Raw genomic sequence first — 17,195 nt, 5'->3', positions numbered from 1 at the left:
CCATGTCACGATGGAGCGATTGATTGCCGGAGCTTGGCCTATGTTTGGCTGGTTTGAAAAACGCCTCGATCCCTTTCCCGCTTCGGCGCCCTCCGTGGCGCCAAGGAAGCTTTTGCCGTTCCTGTGGCACTATGTGAAGCCCGCATGGCCATGGCTGCTGCTGCTTGGCCTGATGTCCATGGGCATCGCCATCGCCGAAGCCATGCTCTATAAATTCCTAGGCAGTATCGTCGACTGGCTTTCCACGGCCAATCGCGAGACTTTTTTTGCCGATGAGGGCTGGCATCTGATCGTCATGGCCGGGCTGGTGCTATTCCTGCTGCCGCTGATGGGCGCGATCCATACCATGACGATGCACCAGACGCTTGCCGGCAATTTCGGCATGATCGCGCGCTGGAAGATGCATCGTTTCCTGCTGCGCCACTCCATGAACTTCTTCGCCAACGAGTTTGCCGGCCGGGTTTCGACCAAGGTGATGCAGACGGCGCTGGCGATCCGCGAAGTGGCGCTGAAGGTGATCGACGTGTTCGTCTACGCGATCAGCTTCGTCGTTTCGATGCTGTTCATGGTTGCGGCGGCGGACTGGCGGCTGGTCATTCCGCTGCTGGTCTGGCTCGGCATCTATATGGGAATTCTTGCTTATTTCGTGCCGAAACTCGGCCGGCTGGCGCAGGAACAGGCCGATGCGCGCTCGATGATGACGGGGCGGATCGTCGACAGCTACACCAACATCTCGACGATAAAGCTGTTTTCCCATGCGGGCCGCGAGGAAAGATATGCGCGCGAGGGCATGAACGTGTTTCTCGGGACCGTTCACCGCCAGATGCGCAAGATTTCCGGCTTCAACATCCTGATCGACCTCAACAATGCGGTCGTGCTGTTTTCCACTGCAACGCTCGGTCTTTATTTCTGGATGCAGGGTTCGGTCACGGCCGGTTCGGTCGCCATCGCCATCAGCCTTGCCATGCGCGTCAACGGCATGTCGCAATGGATCATGTGGGAAGTCACCTCGCTGTTCGAAAATATCGGCACGGTCTATGACGGCATGTCGATGATGACGAAGCCGCACGATATCGTCGATGTTCCCAAGGCGCCTGAGCTTGCCGCCCCGCAGGGCGCCATCCGTTACGACAACGTCCGCTTCCACTACGGCAAGAACAAGGGCGTGATCGACGGGCTGACGCTCGATATCAAGCCGGGCGAGAAGGTCGGTCTGGTCGGGCGCTCGGGCGCGGGCAAGACGACGCTGATGAACCTGCTTCTGCGCTTCTACGATCTGGAAGGCGGCAGGATCACCATCGACGGCCAGGACATCTCGAAGGTGTCTCAGGACAGCCTGCGCGAGCTGATCGGGGTGGTGACGCAGGATACCTCGCTGCTGCACCGCTCGATCCGCGACAACATCGCCTACGGCCACCCCGAGGCCACCGACGAACAGGTGATTGCGGCGGCGAAGCGGGCAAATGCCTGGGACTTCATCGAGACGCTTGTCGACATGCACGGTCGTCAGGGCCTCGATGCCCAGGTGGGTGAACGCGGTGTGAAGCTCTCCGGCGGTCAGCGCCAGCGTATCGCGATCGCCCGCGTCTTCCTCAAGAATGCGCCGATCCTGGTGCTGGACGAGGCGACATCGGCGCTCGACTCCGAAGTCGAGGCGGCGATCCAGGAGAATCTGTTCTCGCTGATGGAAGGCAAGACGGTGATTGCGATCGCCCACCGCCTTTCGACGCTGACCGAGATGGACCGGCTCATCATTCTCGACAAGGGCCGGATCGTGGAAGCGGGCAGCCATGCGGAACTGGCGGCAATGGGCGGCATTTATGCCGACCTGTGGCGGCGCCAGTCCGGCGGCTTCATCGCCGACCATGAGGCGGAAGTGGCCGCTGAGTGAGGAAAAGCGAAAGGGCGGGGAACATTCCCCGCTCTTTTTCATTTGGGCAATGTTACCGAAATATAATCTCTTCCCGCAGCCTCCGCGGCTGTTCCCGCTCCGGGAATCCGCCTATATCCGCATCATGGTTATTACCCGCATCTTCGAGTTTTTCGAGAACTGGATAAAGCCCTTCGCCCGCAAGGACGATTTGCGGCCGCCTGAAAGCACGTTCGCCTTCATCTGGTTCTATATCTCGCAGGCCAAGGCGCCCTTTTTCGCCATGCTGGTGCTGGGCGGGCTGACGGCGGCCATAGAGGCGGCGCTTTTCTGGTTCGTCGGACGTCTCGTCGATATTCTCGCCACCGTGAAGCCGGAAGAGGGCTGGGCAGGGCTGCTTGCGGCCCACGGCGGCGAGCTGGTCGGCATGCTGGTGCTGATCGGCATCGTGCGTTTTATCGTCACCATGGTGACGGCGTTGGTGGACCAGCAGATCATCACGCCCGGCTTTTACAATCTGGTGCGCTGGCAATCCTATATGCACGTGGCGCGGCAATCGCTGACCTTCTTCCAGAATGATTTTTCAGGCCGCATCGTCACCAAGGTCTGGTCGGGCGGGCAGGCGGCGGGCGATCTCGTCACTTCGCTGATGGAAAGCGTCTGGTTCGTCGGCATTTATTCGGTCTCCATGCTGTTCCTGATCGGTGGGCTGGACTGGCGGCTTGCGGTCGTCGTCCTCGTCTGGGTGGCGATCTTCTCGCTGCTGGCGCGTTATTTCGTGCCACGCATCCGCTACCATTCCAAAGAAACGGCGGAAGCCGCCTCCATGCTTTCCGGTCGCATGGTGGATGCCTATAGCAATATCCAGACGCTCCGGCTGTTCGGGCGCGATGATGCCAATGACCGCTACATGCGGCAGGGCTTCGATATTTTCCAGCATGCGACCATGACGTTCACGCGCTTCATCACCGGCGTGCGCGCTTCCATGGCGCTGCTGTCTGGCGTGATGATCACTTCCATGGCGGCGCTCTGTATCGATCTGTGGCTTTCCGGCAGGATCAGTTCGGGTGCGGTCGCCTTCACGCTGGCGCTGGTGCTGCGCCTCAACTTCCTGCTCGGACGGTTGATGACGCAGTTCAACGGCATCATGCGCAATTTCGGCACGGTGCAGAATGCCGCCGAGCTGATTTCGCAGCCGATCGGTCTCGTCGATGGGCCTGACGCGAAGGCGCTGGAGGTCAAGAAGCCGAGCATCCGTTTCGAAAATGTCAGTTTCCATTACGGGCGGGCGAACGGCGTCATCGACCATCTTAATCTCGATATCAGGGCGGGTGAAAAGGTGGGCATCGTCGGGCGCTCCGGCGCTGGAAAATCCACCCTCGTCAATCTCATCCTGCGTTTCTACGATGTCGAAAAAGGCCGTATCCTGATCGACGGTCAGGATATCGCCGGGGTGACACAGGAATCGCTGCGCGCCCATATCGGCATGGTCACGCAGGATACGTCGCTGCTGCACCGTTCTATCAGAGACAACATCATGTTCGGCCGCACCGACGCGACCGAAGCGCAATTGCAGGAGGCGACGCGCCGCGCCAAGGCGGACGACTTCATCGCAAGGCTCGAGGATCAACGTGGGCGCAAAGGGTTCGACGCGCATGTGGGCGAACGCGGCGTGAAACTTTCCGGCGGCCAGCGCCAGCGCATCGCCATTGCCCGCGTGATGCTGAAGGACGCGCCGATCCTCGTGCTCGATGAGGCGACGTCGGCCCTCGATTCGGAGGTGGAAGCGGCGATCCAGAGCAATCTGGATGAGCTGATGCAGGGCAAGACGGTTCTGGCCATCGCCCACCGCCTGTCGACCATCGCGGCTCTCGACCGACTGATCGTGATGGATCAGGGGCGCATCGTGGAACAGGGCAGCCATTCCGATCTGGTCACGCAGGGCGGTCTTTATTCGGAACTCTGGGCGCGGCAGTCGGGTGGTTTTCTCGCTGCGGACGAGGCGGCGCAGTAAGGCCTTCGACTATTTCCCGATCATGAAATCCGCCATCAGGCCATAATGATTGGAACCGAGGCTATCGGGCAGGCGGGTGATTTTCATGAGCGTTGCCGGTTCGCGGGCGAAGATGTGGTCGATGGCGATGCCGAAGCGACCGGCCTCGGTCGGCCATGTGGCGGGTTCGAAGGTGGCTTTCTTCAGGTCGTTGGCGGCGAGAAAGGCGCGCATATCGGGCGCTATGCTGGACGAGTTGAAATCTCCGGCGAGAATGAGCGGGCCGGTGACGCGAAAGAGGATTTCGCTGACTTCATCCAGTTCATCGCGATGATAATCGTCGAAATAGGGCTTGGTGATGTGGCCTGCGGCGAGCGTCAGTTCCGTGCCGTCGAGGTCGATATGGGCGATGGCAAACCGGTCGCGGCGCAGATCGCTGAGACTGTGGAAACGGCCTTCCTGCAATGGTCTTTTTGACAGGATGACCAGATCGCATCCGGATGTGCCTGTGTAACAGCCCAGCCTGTGCGGGTAGGTTTGCTGCAGACGGGGCAGAACCGATTGCAATGCCGCCGCCTCGAAGAGATAGACGGCATCCGCGCCCGATTCGAGAATTTTGTCGGCAATCGCATCCGCATTGGCGGCATTGTCCATCAAGACGTTGAAGGATAGCAGCCGAAACGGCTTTGCATCAGGCGCAGCGGTGGCGGATGTGGAAAATTCCGTCAGCATCGCCACGGCATGGATGGCGAGTGCCAGCGACCAGACCACAAGCAGAGCCGAAACCGCATCGCGCGTCAGCCAGAAGACGAGGCATGACAGCAGGATACAGGCGAGTGCGATGTGAAGCTGGAAACTGGTGACGAAGGCGAGAAGCCAGAAATCGGTGATGTAGCGCAGGCTGGCGATAAACAGAACGGCAGCCACTGCCGTGGAGACCATGCAAGAGAGCTTCGCCGTCATCCGAATCCCTGCTTTCCGAGCTCTCCCTTGAAGTCTCCTAACATGGGGCATGGATGCGCACAATGTTGCCCGCCTGCCAAGGGCGGCGAAAAAATGCGAGCCAAATCGGCCCCCTCCGGCAGAATTACGGCGGCTTTGTGTGCTTTGCTCTTGCCAAGTCGGTCAATATTTTGCGATCAAACAGAGTGACGCGGTTTCTTAATGCCGCAGTTGTGTCCAGGACGATGGGACGGAGTTTGTCCTGGATCAAATCATAGCGGGAGGACTCATGCGATTTACGGCAAAAACAGCGCAGAGGATGGTGTAGCGGTGAGCGAGCACGTAACCAATCACGACGCTTCGGGTGAACCGACCCGTCGCGATTTTCTTTACCTAGTGACGGGAATGGCGGGCGCTGTCGGTGCCGCCGCAGTTGCATGGCCTTTTATTGACCAGATGCGTCCCGATGCATCGACGCTGGCGCTCGCCTCCATCGAGGTGGATGTCACGGCGGTCGAGCCGGGCATGTCGCTCACCGTCAAGTGGCGCGGCAAGCCGATTTTCATCCGCAACCGCACGGAAAAGGAAATCGAGGAAGCCAAGGCCGTCGCTCTCGGCGATCTGAAGGATCCCGTGGCGCGCAATGCCAATGTTGCCCCCGATGCGCAGGCGACGGATATCGACCGTTCCGCCGGCGAGGGTAAGGAAAACTGGATCGTCATGATCGGTTCCTGTACCCATCTCGGTTGCGTTCCGCTCGGCCAGGCCGGCGATTTCGGCGGGTGGTTCTGTCCCTGCCATGGCTCGCACTACGATACGGCGGGCCGCATACGTAAGGGTCCGGCGCCGGAAAACCTCGCCATCCCGACATTTGCATTCACATCCGATACCGTGATCAAGATCGGATAAGGGGACAGTTATTCATGAGTGGTCATTCCAGTTATCAGCCGTCCACCGGCATCGAAAGGTGGATCGATTCGCGGCTTCCCTTGCCGCGCTTGATCTATGACAGCTTCGTTGCCTATCCTGTCCCGCGTAACCTGAACTACGCCTACACCTTCGGCGCGATGCTTTCCGTGATGCTGATCGTTCAGATCCTCACCGGTGTCGTGCTGGCCATGCATTATGCGGCCGAAACGACGGTTGCCTTCAATTCCGTCGAAAAGATCATGCGTGACGTCAACCACGGCTGGCTGCTGCGCTACATGCATGCCAATGGCGCGTCGTTCTTCTTCATCGCAGTTTACCTGCACATTGCCCGCGGCCTTTATTACGGTTCCTACAAGGCGCCGCGCGAAATCCTCTGGATTCTCGGCTGTGTGATCTATCTCCTGATGATGGCGACGGGCTTCATGGGCTACGTTCTGCCCTGGGGCCAGATGTCCTTCTGGGGCGCGACCGTCATCACCGGCTTCTTCACGGCTTTCCCGCTCGTGGGTGAATGGATCCAGCAGTTCCTGCTCGGTGGCTTTGCGGTTGATAATCCGACGCTGAACCGCTTCTTCGCGCTGCATTACCTGCTGCCCTTCATGATCGCGGGTGTCGTCGTCCTGCACATCTGGGCGCTGCATGTGACCGGCCAGACCAACCCGACCGGTGTGGAAGTGAAGAGCAAGACCGACACGGTTCCCTTCACGCCCTATGCGACGCTCAAGGATGCGCTCGGCGTTTCGGTGTTCCTCATCGCCTATGCGTGGTTCATCTTCTATATGCCGAACTTCCTCGGCCACCCTGATAACTACATCATGGCGGACCCGCTGAAGACGCCGGCGCATATCGTGCCGGAATGGTATTATCTGCCGTTCTACGCCATGCTGCGCGCCATCACCTTCAACATCTGGATCATCGATTCCAAGCTCGGCGGCGTTCTCGTCATGTTCGGCGCGATCATCGTGCTGTTCTTCCTGCCCTGGCTCGATACGTCGAAGGTTCGTTCCGCCGTCTATCGTCCCTGGTACAAGATGTTCTTCTGGCTGTTCGTGGTGAATGCCATCATGCTCGGCTGGCTGGGCTCGCGCCCGGCGGAAGGCATCTACGTCATCATGTCGCAGATCGGCACGCTTTATTACTTCGGTTTCTTCCTCGTCATCATGCCGATCCTCGGTTTGGTCGAAACGCCGCGGCGTATTCCGAATTCGATTACCGAGGCCGTTCTTGCAAAGAACGCCGCCAAGACGGGTGCCGCGCCTGCGGCCACAGAAGTCTGAGCGCGAAGGAAGGATGACGACAATGAAGAAGCTTGTAACAAGCATCGCGCTTTTCGCCGCCATCGGCTGTTCCGTCACCGTCGCTTCGGCGGCGGAGGAGAGCCATGATCTCGCCACCAAGACGGAACATGCGATTGCCGGGGGCCACTTCCCGGTCATCAAGCCCGAAGAGCAGAGCTGGTCCTTTGCCGGACCCTTCGGCAAATATGACAAGGGCCAGCTGCAGCGCGGCCTGAAGGTCTATAAGGAAGTCTGCTCCGCCTGCCATTCCATGAGCCTCGTTTCCTTCCGCACGCTGGGGGATCTCGGTTATTCGGACGAGCAGGTGAAGGCTTTCGCCGCGGAATATGAAGTCCAGGACGGTCCGAACGCCGACGGCGAAATGTATAATCGCAAGGCCGTGCCATCAGATCATTTCCCTTCGCCGTTCCCGAACCATGAGGCGGCCGCTGCCGCCAATGGTGGCGCTGCGCCGCCCGACATGTCGCTGCTCGCCAAGGCGCGCGGGGTGGAGCGCGGCTTCCCGCAATTCGTCATCGACATGATCCCGATCATCGGTGGCTATCAGGAAGGCGGCCCGGACTATATCCACGCGCTGCTGACCGGATATCAGGACCCGCCGGCCGGTGTTGAAGTGTCGGAAGGCACGCATTTCAACCCGTATTTCGTCAGCGCGGCGTCGCTGAAGATGGCGCCGCCGATCAGTGCCGATCAGGTGACCTATGACGATGGCGCGCCGCAGACCGTGGACCAATATTCCAAGGATGTCTCCGCCTTCCTGATGTGGGCCGCAGAGCCGCATCTGGAACAGCGCAAGCGCACCGGTTTCATGGTCATGGTGTTCCTGTTCATCTTCACGGCGCTGATCTATCTCACCAAGAAATCGGTCTACGCCAACAAGGAACATTGATAGGTATTCAGATGCCTGCCAATCATCGGCCCCCGCGGTCTTCCGCGGGGGCCTTTTCATGTGTTCAGGGGGAGATGGTGGAAATGACAAAAATCGCAGCGGCGGTTGCCTGTGTGGCTCCATCCGTTTTGAAGTAACGGGCGAGCCCGGCAATCCACACACCTGCTCCTGCGATATCTGCCAGCGGCATTCCGGCGCCCCCAGCCTTGCCTGGGTGGAGTTCGAGAGGGATGCGGTGACATGGACGGGAGAGGGCGGCGCGCCCTCGACTTTCCGATCCTCCGATTATTCCAGCCGGGCTTTCTGCCCGGTCTGCGGCAGCACGCTCGGCGCCATTGATGACGCACCGACCGTCGCGCTGGTCTCGGGAAGCTTCGATGACAGAGATGATGAGGCGTTGCGGCCCCTGTCGTATTCCTTCGAGGATGTCTGCCCGGCCTGGGCGCGGATCAAGGGAATGTCACCCGCGGAGTGAGCGCCGGTCCTTTTTAGTTGGTCCGCAGCCGTCAAGTTGATAGGGTAATCCGAACCTTCTGATCCACTTCCCTTGTCTTAACTGGAAATACCATGACCGTTATCGCTTCGGAGCTTTCCGCTGCCATCCGTTCCATTCCCGACTATCCGAAGCCGGGCATCATCTTCAGGGACATCACGACACTGCTCGGCAATCCACGGGCTTTCCGCCGCGCGGTGGACGAACTCGTGCAGCCCTACGCGGGAACGAAGATCGACAAGATTGCCGGCATGGAAGCACGCGGCTTCATTCTGGGCGGGGCGGTGGCGCATCAGCTGTCGGCTGGTTTCGTGCCGATCCGCAAGAAGGGCAAGCTGCCGCACACCACCGTGCGTGTCGCCTACAGCCTTGAATACGGCGTCGACGAAATGGAAATGCATGTGGACGCGGTACAGCCGGGCGAAAAGGTCATTCTGGTTGACGATCTGATTGCCACCGGCGGCACCGCTGAAGGCGCGGTCAAGCTTTTGCGGCAGATGGGTGCGGAGATCGTTTCCGCCTGTTTTGTGATCGACCTGCCCGATCTCGGAGGCCGCAAGAAGCTGGAAGATCTGGGTGTCGAGGTGCGAACGTTGGTGGAGTTTTCCGGCCATTAAGGCTGAAAGACTGATCAGGGCTGCTGCGGCAGCCCGCTTTTTTCATCCCGTCTTCCGTAAGGCGATCCAAGTCCAGCGGACGCCCAGAGCGCGGTTTCCTGCCTGAATGGAGGCGACTTCTGCCTGGCGGATCAGCGTGAAACCGAGACGGGCGGCTTCGCCTGTCGTTTCCGCCGGTGAAATGGCAAAGGCGCGGCGACCTTCGGGGGCGGGGCCGTGGCGCAGCGACATGATCAGCAAGCCGCCCGTCGCCGTCATTTCCGCAAGGCTCTCCATCGCGGCTTGCCTTGCCTCGTAGTCGACGTGGTGCCAGACGCCGCACAGGACGACCAGATCGAAGACGCCGTGCAGACGGGCTTTCGCGAGGCCGGGTAAACTGTCGTCCAGCCACGTAATCTTATCCGATGGATGTAATTGCATGCCGGGTTCGCGAAGCTCGCTGACGGGCTCGACTGCCAGAACATCGTGACCCTGCGCCGCAAACCAGGCGGCGTCGCGGCCGGTGCCGCTGCCGATATCTGCGATCCGGCACGGTGTCGACGGCAGCAGGTCGATGACGGGCGTGTAAATCTCCCGGCAGTCGAGATTATCGAATCTGGAAATCAGCTCCGGCGTTGCCGCCTCGGCATAACCCTTGAGAATATCATCCATATTGACCTGCCCGCCGTGATGCCTGCTTTGAAGCTATCGCGGCGGGGTGATATGGGCCAGCCCCTATTCGAACTCCAGCACGCCGCTGCGGAAGGTCAGCACCGTGTCTCCAGACTGGTTCACGCCCTCATTGAAGGTCGTGTTCAACCAGATGCCGGCCCTTGATTCCAATGGGCGGGTGTCGAGCAGGGTGACGAAGTAGGTGACATCGTCTCCGGCGAAGACCGGTTTTTTCCATTTGAGTTCGCGAAAGCCGGGGGAGGGGCCGAGTTTTGGCGGCTCCAGGCCCTGTTGCTTCAACCTTTTTACCTCTTTCATCCAGTGAGAGAGAAAACATTTCATCCAGCCTGCACCGGTGTGCCAGCCGGAAGCACAAAGCCCACCGAAAACGCTGTTCTTGGCTGCTTCGGCATCGAGGTGAAAAGGCTGCGGATCGAAATCGCGGGCGAAGCGAATAATGTCTTCGGCGGAAAAATGCAGCGTATCGAGGGTGACGCGTTCGCCGATCGGGGAAAGTTCTGCCAGTTTCATGCCGTAACGCCTCCATTACCGCGCATCAGGAACATGACGGTGTTTTCCCCGTGCGACACCAGAACGCCGCGCTGGTTATAAAGCTCGTGGCGTAATTTCACGAGGCCGATGCCGGGGCGCGAAGCGGAAGGGCGCTGCTCCAGCACGATGGATTTTCCCGAAAGCGTATCACCAGCCAGAACCGGTTTCTTCCAGTCGACGTAGTCGATGCCGGGGCTGCCCTGTGAGGTCGAGTCCGAGATATAGCTGTCGGCCATCATCCGCATCAGCAGGCTGCAGGTGTGCCAGCCGGAAGCGGCGAGCCCGCCGAGAATGCTCTGGCGCCCGGCCTCTTCGGACAGGTGCATGGGTTGGGGATCGAATTCACTGGCGAAAGCAACGATCTGCTCTGCGGAAATCGATTGCGGTCCAAGGGGAAATTCCTGCCCTACGGGAAAATCCTCATAGGCATAAGTCGCGACCGGCGTCATGGCGTCCTCCCTTCGCACAGTCAAGGTCGGCGCATCTAAGATGATTTTTCCCTTTACGTAAAGGTCAAATCTAGGGTGCGGTCATATTCGTGAAGAGGCGTTTGGGCGAGCGGGTGCGCCTTTCGCCTTCTCCCCGAGGGGGAGAAGGTCGCGGCAGCGGGATGAGGGGGCAAGGGTCGTGATATCAGGAGAGCTAGCCCCCTAATCCGACCCTCCGGGCCACCTTCTCCCCGGCGGGGAGAAGAAACGGTGGCGACGCGGTGCCACCCTGGACGTTAAAAGAAACGACTTGGCCTTTCCCTGCTCCGGGCCGGATCAGGTATTAAAGCGGAAGTGGATGACGTCGCCATCCTGAACCACATATTCCTTGCCTTCATCGCGGGCCTTGCCGGCTTCCTTCGCGCCGACTTCGCCCTTGAAGGCGACATAGTCGTTGTAAGCGATGGTGTTGGCGCGGATGAAGCCGCGTTCGAAATCGGAGTGGATGACGCCGGCGGCCTGCGGGGCCTTGGTGCCGCGCTCGATGGTCCAGGCGCGGCATTCCTTCGGGCCAACGGTGAAATAGGTAATGAGGTCGAGCAGCTTGTAGCCGGCGCGGATCAGGCGGTCGAGGCCCGCTTCTTCGAGGCCGAGGGCGGAGAGGAATTCCTTCGACTCTTCATCGGGAAGCTGTGCGACTTCGGATTCGATCGCCGCGGAGATGACGACGGATTCTGCGCCCTGGGCTTTCGCCATTTCGGCAACGGCCTTGGTGTGTTCGTTGCCGTCGACGGCGTCGCTTTCGGCGACGTTACAGACGTAGAGAACCGGATGCGCGGTCAGGAGGTTGAGGCCCTGAAGGATGCGCAGTTCTTCGGCATCGAGCGTGGAGAGCAGGGTGCGGACCGGCTTGCCTTCGTTCAGAAGCTTCAGCGAAGCTTCCATCAGCGGCAGCTGCGCCAGCGATTCCTTGTCCTTGCCGGTGGCGCGCTTGCGGGTCTGTTCCGTGCGGCGCTCAAGGCTTTCGAGATCGGAGAGCATCAGCTCGGTCTCGATGGTTTCGGCATCGGCCACGGGGTTGATGCGGCCTTCGACGTGGGTGATGTCATCATCCTCGAAGCAGCGCAGAACGTGAACCACGGCGTCCACTTCGCGGATATTGGCGAGGAACTGGTTGCCGAGGCCTTCGCCCTTCGATGCACCGCGTACCAGGCCGGCGATGTCGACGAAGGAGATGCGGGTAGGGATGATTTCCTTCGAGCCGGCAATGTCGGCGAGGATTTTCATGCGCGCATCCGGAACCGCCACTTCGCCGGTATTCGGCTCGATGGTGCAGAAGGGATAGTTGGCGGCTTGTGCCGCTGCCGTTTTCGTCAGCGCGTTGAAGAGAGTGGACTTGCCGACATTTGGCAATCCAACGATACCGCATTTGAAGCCCATGGCTTGAAACCTGTCCGTTTGAAAGAATTCGTTGAGGAGCCTTTTGCGGAAAGGGCAGGGCAAGGTCAAGCCCGCGGGCCGATTTGGGTGGGCAAAGCCCCTTTAATGGTGAGGAATTTCGGGCAGGCTTGCCGATGGCGTGGTTGCGGCGCAATATAAGCGGGTCAAGCGATCGATCTTTCGTCATCAACGGGGTTTCCCATGAACAACCGCGATGAGCGACAGGCACGAGCGGCCATGATGAGTGACAGTCCTGTCGATCTCAAGCCAAAACCGAAAGTCAAACCAAAGCTGGAGCGGCCGAAGCTCTACAAGGTCATTCTGCTGAATGACGACTATACGCCGCGCGATTTCGTAACCGTGGTCCTGAAGGCCATCTTCCGTATGAGCGAGGAGACCGGCCACCGGGTGATGATGACGGCGCATCGCTTCGGCAGCGCGGTTGTCGTCGTCTGCGAGCGGGATATTGCCGAGACCAAGGCCAAGGAAGCTACCGATCTCGGCAAGGAAGCGGGATTTCCGCTGATGTTCACCACCGAGCCCGAGGAGTGAGCGTTAATCCTGCCTTATCTGGAAACCCGTCTTGTTCTGCACGAAGCCGCAGCTTTCGTAAAATGCATGGACCTCCGGGCGCTGCCGGCCGGTCAGCAGCATCACCTTGTAGCAATTCGCCGCAAAAGCGACCTCGACGGCATGGCGCACGACCGCCCGGCCATATCCGCGGCCGCGACGGGTTTCCAGCGTCACCACGTTTTCGATAAGGGCATAGGGACGGGCGGCGCGCGTCAGGTTCGGAACAATCTGCAGCGTGGCGGTGGCGACCGCTTCTCCGCCTTCGGTCGCAAGAAACACGGTCAGGCCCGGCTGGGCGAGCATGGTCGCGAAAGCCGTATCTGCTTCTTCTGTCGTCATTTCCGGATCGGACGGATTGAGCGCCCGGTAAAGTTCAAGCAGTCCAGCCAGATCGCCGGCTTGGGCTTCGCGCAGGACGATGGTCTCCGAAGACATTGGTGATCTAGTCCTTCTTGCCGAACATACGCTTCAACATTTCGGCCATCGGGCCGGTTTCCGGCAGTTTTTTCGGCTGGGCGCTGTTGCGTGCCTGATGGATATGGGATTGCGCGGCGGGTTTGGCTGCCTTGGCCGGCTTCTCGGCTTCCGGCTTGCTGCCCGTGGCCAGCGCCAGCTTGTTCATCAGCTGTGAATCCTCTGCTTTCACCAGCATGGCGGCATTGTCGGCAATGGCGTCCAGAAGCGGATCGAGCCAGACGCGGTCGGCCTTGGCGAAGTCCCCGAGGACGTGACCGTGCACCCGCTCCTTGTCGCCGGGATGGCCGACGCCGAGGCGCAGACGGCGGTATTCCTTGCCGCAATGGGCGTCGAGCGATTTCAGGCCGTTGTGGCCGCCATGACCGCCGCCAGTCTTGATGCGGGCGCGGCCGGCCGGCAAATCAAGTTCATCATGAATGGCGATGATGTCTGCGGGTGCAAGCTTGAAGAAGCGCATGGCTTCGCCGACGGATTCACCCGAAAGGTTCATGTAGGTCAGCGGCTTCATCAGCAGGACCTTTTCGCCGCCGATCTCGCCTTCGGAAATCTCCGCCTTGAATTTCTTCGACCAGGGCGCAAAAGAAGGCAGGCGCTGCAGCGCATCGACGGCCATGAAGCCGATATTGTGGCGGTTTCCCGCATATTGCGCGCCGGGATTGCCGAGTCCTGCGATGATCTTCATGGGGCATGTCCGCATGTTGCCAGATGATGCTGTTGTCACCACCCCGAAATCCGCCGGCTGTCAATCTTTTTATGGATTTAGGGCTTTTTATGCAGTTTGGATGGGTCAGGGGCTGACGAGATTGTAGCGGTCGAATATCCGCTGCTGCGTTCCATCGGCGATCAGCCGGTCCAGCCGGGCCTGTAATTTTGCGATGACCTCGTCGGGCACGCTTTTGTTGCAGGCAAGCCCAAGCTGTTGCCGCGTAAACGTTATCACCTCCCTGAACGTATCGGCGGGCAGGCTTTTGAAAGTGCTTTCAGACATGGGCATCAGGTCGATGCGGCCGGCTTCCAGCTTGTGAAGCGTGATCTCGAAATCCGCACCGACATCCACCTGCGGGAAACCGAGCTTTTGCAGCAGCGCTTCAGTGTAGTCGCCACGCTGGGTTCCCACCCGATATTTCCTGGCCTCATCAAGACTGGAGGCTTCGACATTCGCCTTGCGGCGCGCCACGAGGATATTGCGGTCGATATGGATCGGCGTGACCCATTTGAACTGCTTTTCCCGCTCCGGTGTTCTCGCAGCGGCAAAGACGCAATGCATGGCCTGTGTGCTGGCCAACGCAATGGCTCGCGCCCAGGGCATGACGGCGACCTCGTAACTGGTGCCGGTATCCTCGAGCACGATCTTGAGCTGGTCGAAATAGACGCCGCGCACGCTGCCGTCGCTCGCCTGCAGATTATAGGGTGGGTAGACCTCGGTCGTCAGGAAGAGCTTGGCCGCGCTGGCCGGAGCGGCGAGAGCAAGAAAGATCAGACAAAAGCGGATCAATCCCATTGCGGCCCCCTGCCGGTTCACGCTTGCCGCGCCGCAATGCGGCTTTTCCCGGACGCGATGTCGAGGGAGGTGATCAGCCTTTCGACCGGCTGCGGGCGTGCGAAGAAATAACCCTGCCCGAAATCCGCGCCTATATCGGTCAGAAGTTCCTTCTGCTCTTCCGTCTCGACGCCCTCTGCAATGACGACACAATTCATCTTGTGCGAGATGGCCGCGATGCCTTCGACCAGCATGCGGTTTCGCTGCCTGATTTCCATCGTGTCATCACAGATCGAGCGGGTGAAGGACTGGTCGATCTTGACGATATCGACCGGGAAACGGCTGAGATAGCTGAGCGAGGAATAACCCGTGCCGAAGTCATCCAGCGCGATGCGGCAACCGAGCTGATGGATGGCATTGAGGATCGCCCGGATTTGCGGATCGTCTTTCATGATGACGGCTTCGGTGATCTCGATGACCAGTCGTCTGGGAAGAATGCCGTGGCGGTGCAGAACACCGGCGATGCGCGTCGGCAATCCCGGCTCGAACTGCAGCGGCGAAAAATTCACGGCTACATAGGTCTGTTCCATGCCCGGCAGGCGCGACAGTCTGGCGAGATTGGCGATCGACTGATCGAGAATGACATTGCCGATGCGCTGGATGGTGCCGTTTTCTTCCGCGAGGCTGACAATGGCGGCCGGAGAAAGCAGGCCCTTGTCCGGGTGGTTGAGGCGCAGCAGCGCCTCGAAACCAGCCGTCTGGCCGGTTGAAAGATCTTGAATCGGCTGGAAATAGGCCTCGAACCAGTCCTCGGAAAGCGCCTGTGCGATATCCCGCTCCAGTTCTGCATGTTCCCGGGCCCGGTCCATGATCGAGCTGTCGAAGACCTGCGAGCCGTTCTTGCCCGTCCGCTTGCGGGTATACATCGCCATGTCGGCATTCTGCAAAAGCTCTGACGCGCTGGAGGCGTGCAGGGGATAGACCGCCATGCCGATGCTGGCGCTGAGACGTATGCTGTTGTTCTCGATCTCGAAGGGCGTATCCAACATGGTGCAGATACGCTCGCAGAATTGCAGGGCGCGCTCTTCCACCTTGTCGCCGGCCAGAAGAATGGCAAATTCGTCGCCGCCAAGACGCGATGCGCTGTCCAGCGGCGTCAGCAGCGGCTCGAGCTTCAGCGTGAATTGTTTGAGAACAGCGTCGCCTGCGGCATGGCCAAGATTGTCATTGATCGCCTTGAACCGGTCGAGGTCGATGAAGAGGCAGGCGAGTTCGCTGCCGTTGCGGTCCGCATCGCGGATCTGCAGATCGAGAATGGCCTCGAAGCCCTGACGGTTGAAGAGGCCGGTCAGATGGTCGGAAATGGCCTGCTGGCGATTGCGCTTTTCCGACTGGCGCAATTCGGTCACGTCGGTCATGACGCAGAGGCATGTGCTCTGATGCGCCGCATCGCCGGAATCAAGGGCCTTTTCGAGGATGAGTGCGTCCATGACGCTGCCATCCATGCAATGGAAACGCACGGTGATGCCGCTATGCGAGGTATCGGGCAAGGGGTGCGCTGTCTTGCGCTGCTGAAACAGAAGCCGGTCATCGGGGTGGATGAGATCGGCAAAATTCAGCCCGAGTATCCGGGTACGGTCGTAGCCCGTCGCCTGCACCCAATAGTCACTGACGGCGGCGATGCGGTCGTGCCTGTCGAGTGAGAACAGCATGGCGGGCGTGCGGTTGTAGATTTCCGTCTTTCGCTCATGCGCGTTCTTGATCTCCAGCTCTTCCTTTTCGAGCTGTGTCTGCATTTCGTTGAAGCTTTTCGCCAGCCGGCCGATTTCGTCCTTCGAGCGCCAGTCGACGTGATGGCGCGAACCGAGACGCCGCGTTGCCTCTATCGCGGCCGCCAGCCGCATCAGCGGGCGGATGACCATGAAGCGATTGCCGGCGACGGCGGCAAGAACGATGGCGAGGACGGCGAGGATAAAAATCGTGATGAAGGCCAGTTCGTTGCGGCTGAGAGAGGTCAGAAGGCTGATATCGTCATAATAGACCGTGAGTTGCCCGACCGTGACGGAGCCTTTCGTGGTCTTGTAGGTCACCTCACGCGTCGTCGAGGCGGCATCCTGAATGATGTCGCTGCCGGCGGTCTGGACGATATCGAGCTGGCCGGACGTATCCTTGACCTCGACCATGCGGATCACGGGGTCGGAAACGAGGGTGCCGGTAATCTGGTTTATGGTGTCGTCATCAAGGTCCCACAGGGGGCGGGCAAGCGCCTGTGCATTGGTCGACAGCAGAATTTCAAGGTGGTTACGCTGGCTGCGAATGGCTTCGTGGTAGGAAAGCGTCAGCAAAAGCGTGAAGAGCGGGGCGACCACTGTAAGAAGTGCGCCGGAAACAATCGCGATAAAGCGACTTTCGACGGAATGAGCCATGTTCGATTGCAGCTACCCTTTGCCCCAGACTTGCTGCGCCCGTTTCGTCTGTCCGGAGAGGTTTTGCGAAGGTTTTCGGCAAGAGCCTGTTTTCCCATCCCATTTCCTCAGCCCGGCCGGTGTTCCACGACAGCGC

17 protein-coding genes are annotated in these 17,195 nt (G+C 59.8%); 8 read left to right on the top strand and 9 right to left on the bottom strand.

Annotated features, from left to right (window positions below; translation table 11 throughout):
- Positions 1 to 40 precede the first annotated feature (40 nt).
- Both V6S97_RS06985 and V6S97_RS06980 read left to right on the top strand, forming a co-directional pair.
- Positions 41 to 1,891 (top strand): ABC transporter ATP-binding protein, encoded by a 1,851-nt coding sequence (locus tag V6S97_RS06985; protein ID WP_020808684.1) that lies wholly within the window; start codon positions 41 to 43, stop codon positions 1,889 to 1,891.
- Positions 1,866 to 3,884 (top strand): ABC transporter ATP-binding protein, encoded by a 2,019-nt coding sequence (locus V6S97_RS06980; protein WP_442886016.1) that lies wholly within the window; start codon positions 1,866 to 1,868, stop codon positions 3,882 to 3,884. Before V6S97_RS06985 ends, V6S97_RS06980 begins: the two co-directional genes overlap by 26 nt.
- A gap of 9 nt (positions 3,885 to 3,893) precedes the next feature.
- Here V6S97_RS06980 and V6S97_RS06975 read toward each other — a convergent pair whose 3' ends face one another.
- Complete coding sequence (locus tag V6S97_RS06975; protein ID WP_334426423.1) at positions 3,894 to 4,826, bottom strand: endonuclease/exonuclease/phosphatase family protein; 933 nt, start codon at positions 4,824 to 4,826, stop codon at positions 3,894 to 3,896.
- A 309-nt stretch (positions 4,827 to 5,135) separates the two neighbouring features.
- Here V6S97_RS06975 and petA point away from each other — a divergent pair, with 309 nt between their 5' ends.
- From petA to V6S97_RS06950, 5 genes are all read left to right on the top strand, one after another.
- Positions 5,136 to 5,714, top strand: a complete 579-nt coding sequence (petA, locus tag V6S97_RS06970) for a ubiquinol-cytochrome c reductase iron-sulfur subunit (RefSeq protein WP_035212667.1) — start codon at positions 5,136 to 5,138, stop codon at positions 5,712 to 5,714.
- 14 nt (positions 5,715 to 5,728) lie between these two features.
- Positions 5,729 to 7,012: a cytochrome b gene (locus V6S97_RS06965; RefSeq protein WP_004430245.1), complete on the top strand. Its 1,284-nt coding sequence runs from the start codon at positions 5,729 to 5,731 to the stop codon at positions 7,010 to 7,012.
- Positions 7,013 to 7,034: 22 nt separating this feature from the next.
- Positions 7,035 to 7,922 carry a cytochrome c1 gene (locus V6S97_RS06960; protein ID WP_004430247.1) on the top strand — a complete coding sequence of 296 codons (888 nt, stop codon included), beginning with the start codon at positions 7,035 to 7,037 and terminating at the stop codon, positions 7,920 to 7,922.
- A 58-nt stretch (positions 7,923 to 7,980) separates the two neighbouring features.
- Positions 7,981 to 8,397, top strand: a complete 417-nt coding sequence (locus V6S97_RS06955; protein ID WP_334426421.1) for a GFA family protein — start codon at positions 7,981 to 7,983, stop codon at positions 8,395 to 8,397.
- Positions 8,398 to 8,489: 92 nt separating this feature from the next.
- Positions 8,490 to 9,032: an adenine phosphoribosyltransferase gene (locus tag V6S97_RS06950; RefSeq protein WP_003494623.1), complete on the top strand. Its 543-nt coding sequence runs from the start codon at positions 8,490 to 8,492 to the stop codon at positions 9,030 to 9,032.
- A 42-nt stretch (positions 9,033 to 9,074) separates the two neighbouring features.
- On the opposite strand, the gene V6S97_RS06945 is transcribed toward V6S97_RS06950, so the two are convergent.
- The 4 genes from V6S97_RS06945 to ychF form a co-directional block, all read right to left on the bottom strand.
- Entirely contained in the window at positions 9,075 to 9,683 is a 609-nt protein-coding gene (locus V6S97_RS06945) for a class I SAM-dependent methyltransferase (protein ID WP_004430255.1), read from the bottom strand.
- 63 nt (positions 9,684 to 9,746) lie between these two features.
- The gene (locus V6S97_RS06940; protein WP_004430258.1) at positions 9,747 to 10,214 is read right to left on the bottom strand and encodes a MaoC family dehydratase; all 468 of its coding nucleotides are present in this window, start codon (positions 10,212 to 10,214) and stop codon (positions 9,747 to 9,749) included.
- Positions 10,211 to 10,684 (bottom strand): MaoC family dehydratase, encoded by a 474-nt coding sequence (locus tag V6S97_RS06935; protein WP_004430261.1) that lies wholly within the window; start codon positions 10,682 to 10,684, stop codon positions 10,211 to 10,213. The genes V6S97_RS06940 and V6S97_RS06935 overlap by 4 nt, the downstream gene beginning before the upstream one ends.
- A gap of 315 nt (positions 10,685 to 10,999) precedes the next feature.
- Entirely contained in the window at positions 11,000 to 12,103 is a 1,104-nt protein-coding gene (gene ychF, locus V6S97_RS06930) for a redox-regulated ATPase YchF (protein ID WP_004430264.1), read from the bottom strand.
- Between the two features lie 240 nt (positions 12,104 to 12,343).
- Between ychF and clpS the strand changes: the two genes are divergently transcribed.
- A complete protein-coding gene (gene clpS / locus V6S97_RS06925) occupies positions 12,344 to 12,655 on the top strand; it encodes an ATP-dependent Clp protease adapter ClpS (RefSeq protein ID WP_026363868.1) in 312 nt (103 codons plus the stop codon).
- Between the two features lie 3 nt (positions 12,656 to 12,658).
- Here the strand turns inward: clpS and V6S97_RS06920 are convergent, their stop codons facing one another.
- From V6S97_RS06920 to V6S97_RS06905, 4 genes are all read right to left on the bottom strand, one after another.
- Positions 12,659 to 13,111 carry a GNAT family N-acetyltransferase gene (locus tag V6S97_RS06920; protein ID WP_004430273.1) on the bottom strand — a complete coding sequence of 151 codons (453 nt, stop codon included), beginning with the start codon at positions 13,109 to 13,111 and terminating at the stop codon, positions 12,659 to 12,661.
- 7 nt (positions 13,112 to 13,118) lie between these two features.
- A complete protein-coding gene (pth, locus tag V6S97_RS06915) occupies positions 13,119 to 13,835 on the bottom strand; it encodes an aminoacyl-tRNA hydrolase (RefSeq protein WP_020011362.1) in 717 nt (238 codons plus the stop codon).
- Between the two features lie 105 nt (positions 13,836 to 13,940).
- On the bottom strand, positions 13,941 to 14,654 hold the full coding sequence (locus V6S97_RS06910; protein WP_004430279.1) for a substrate-binding periplasmic protein: 714 nt from the start codon (positions 14,652 to 14,654) through the stop codon (positions 13,941 to 13,943).
- Between the two features lie 17 nt (positions 14,655 to 14,671).
- Positions 14,672 to 17,059, bottom strand: a complete 2,388-nt coding sequence (locus V6S97_RS06905; protein ID WP_080866332.1) for an EAL domain-containing protein — start codon at positions 17,057 to 17,059, stop codon at positions 14,672 to 14,674.
- Positions 17,060 to 17,195 lie beyond the last annotated feature (136 nt).

The organism is Agrobacterium sp. CCNWLW155 (assembly GCF_036888815.1).
GTDB classification, from domain to species: Bacteria; Pseudomonadota; Alphaproteobacteria; order Rhizobiales; family Rhizobiaceae; genus Agrobacterium; species Agrobacterium radiobacter.
The sequence above is the reverse complement of the archived record's forward strand: the minus strand, read 5'-3'. Positions and strand labels throughout refer to the sequence as shown.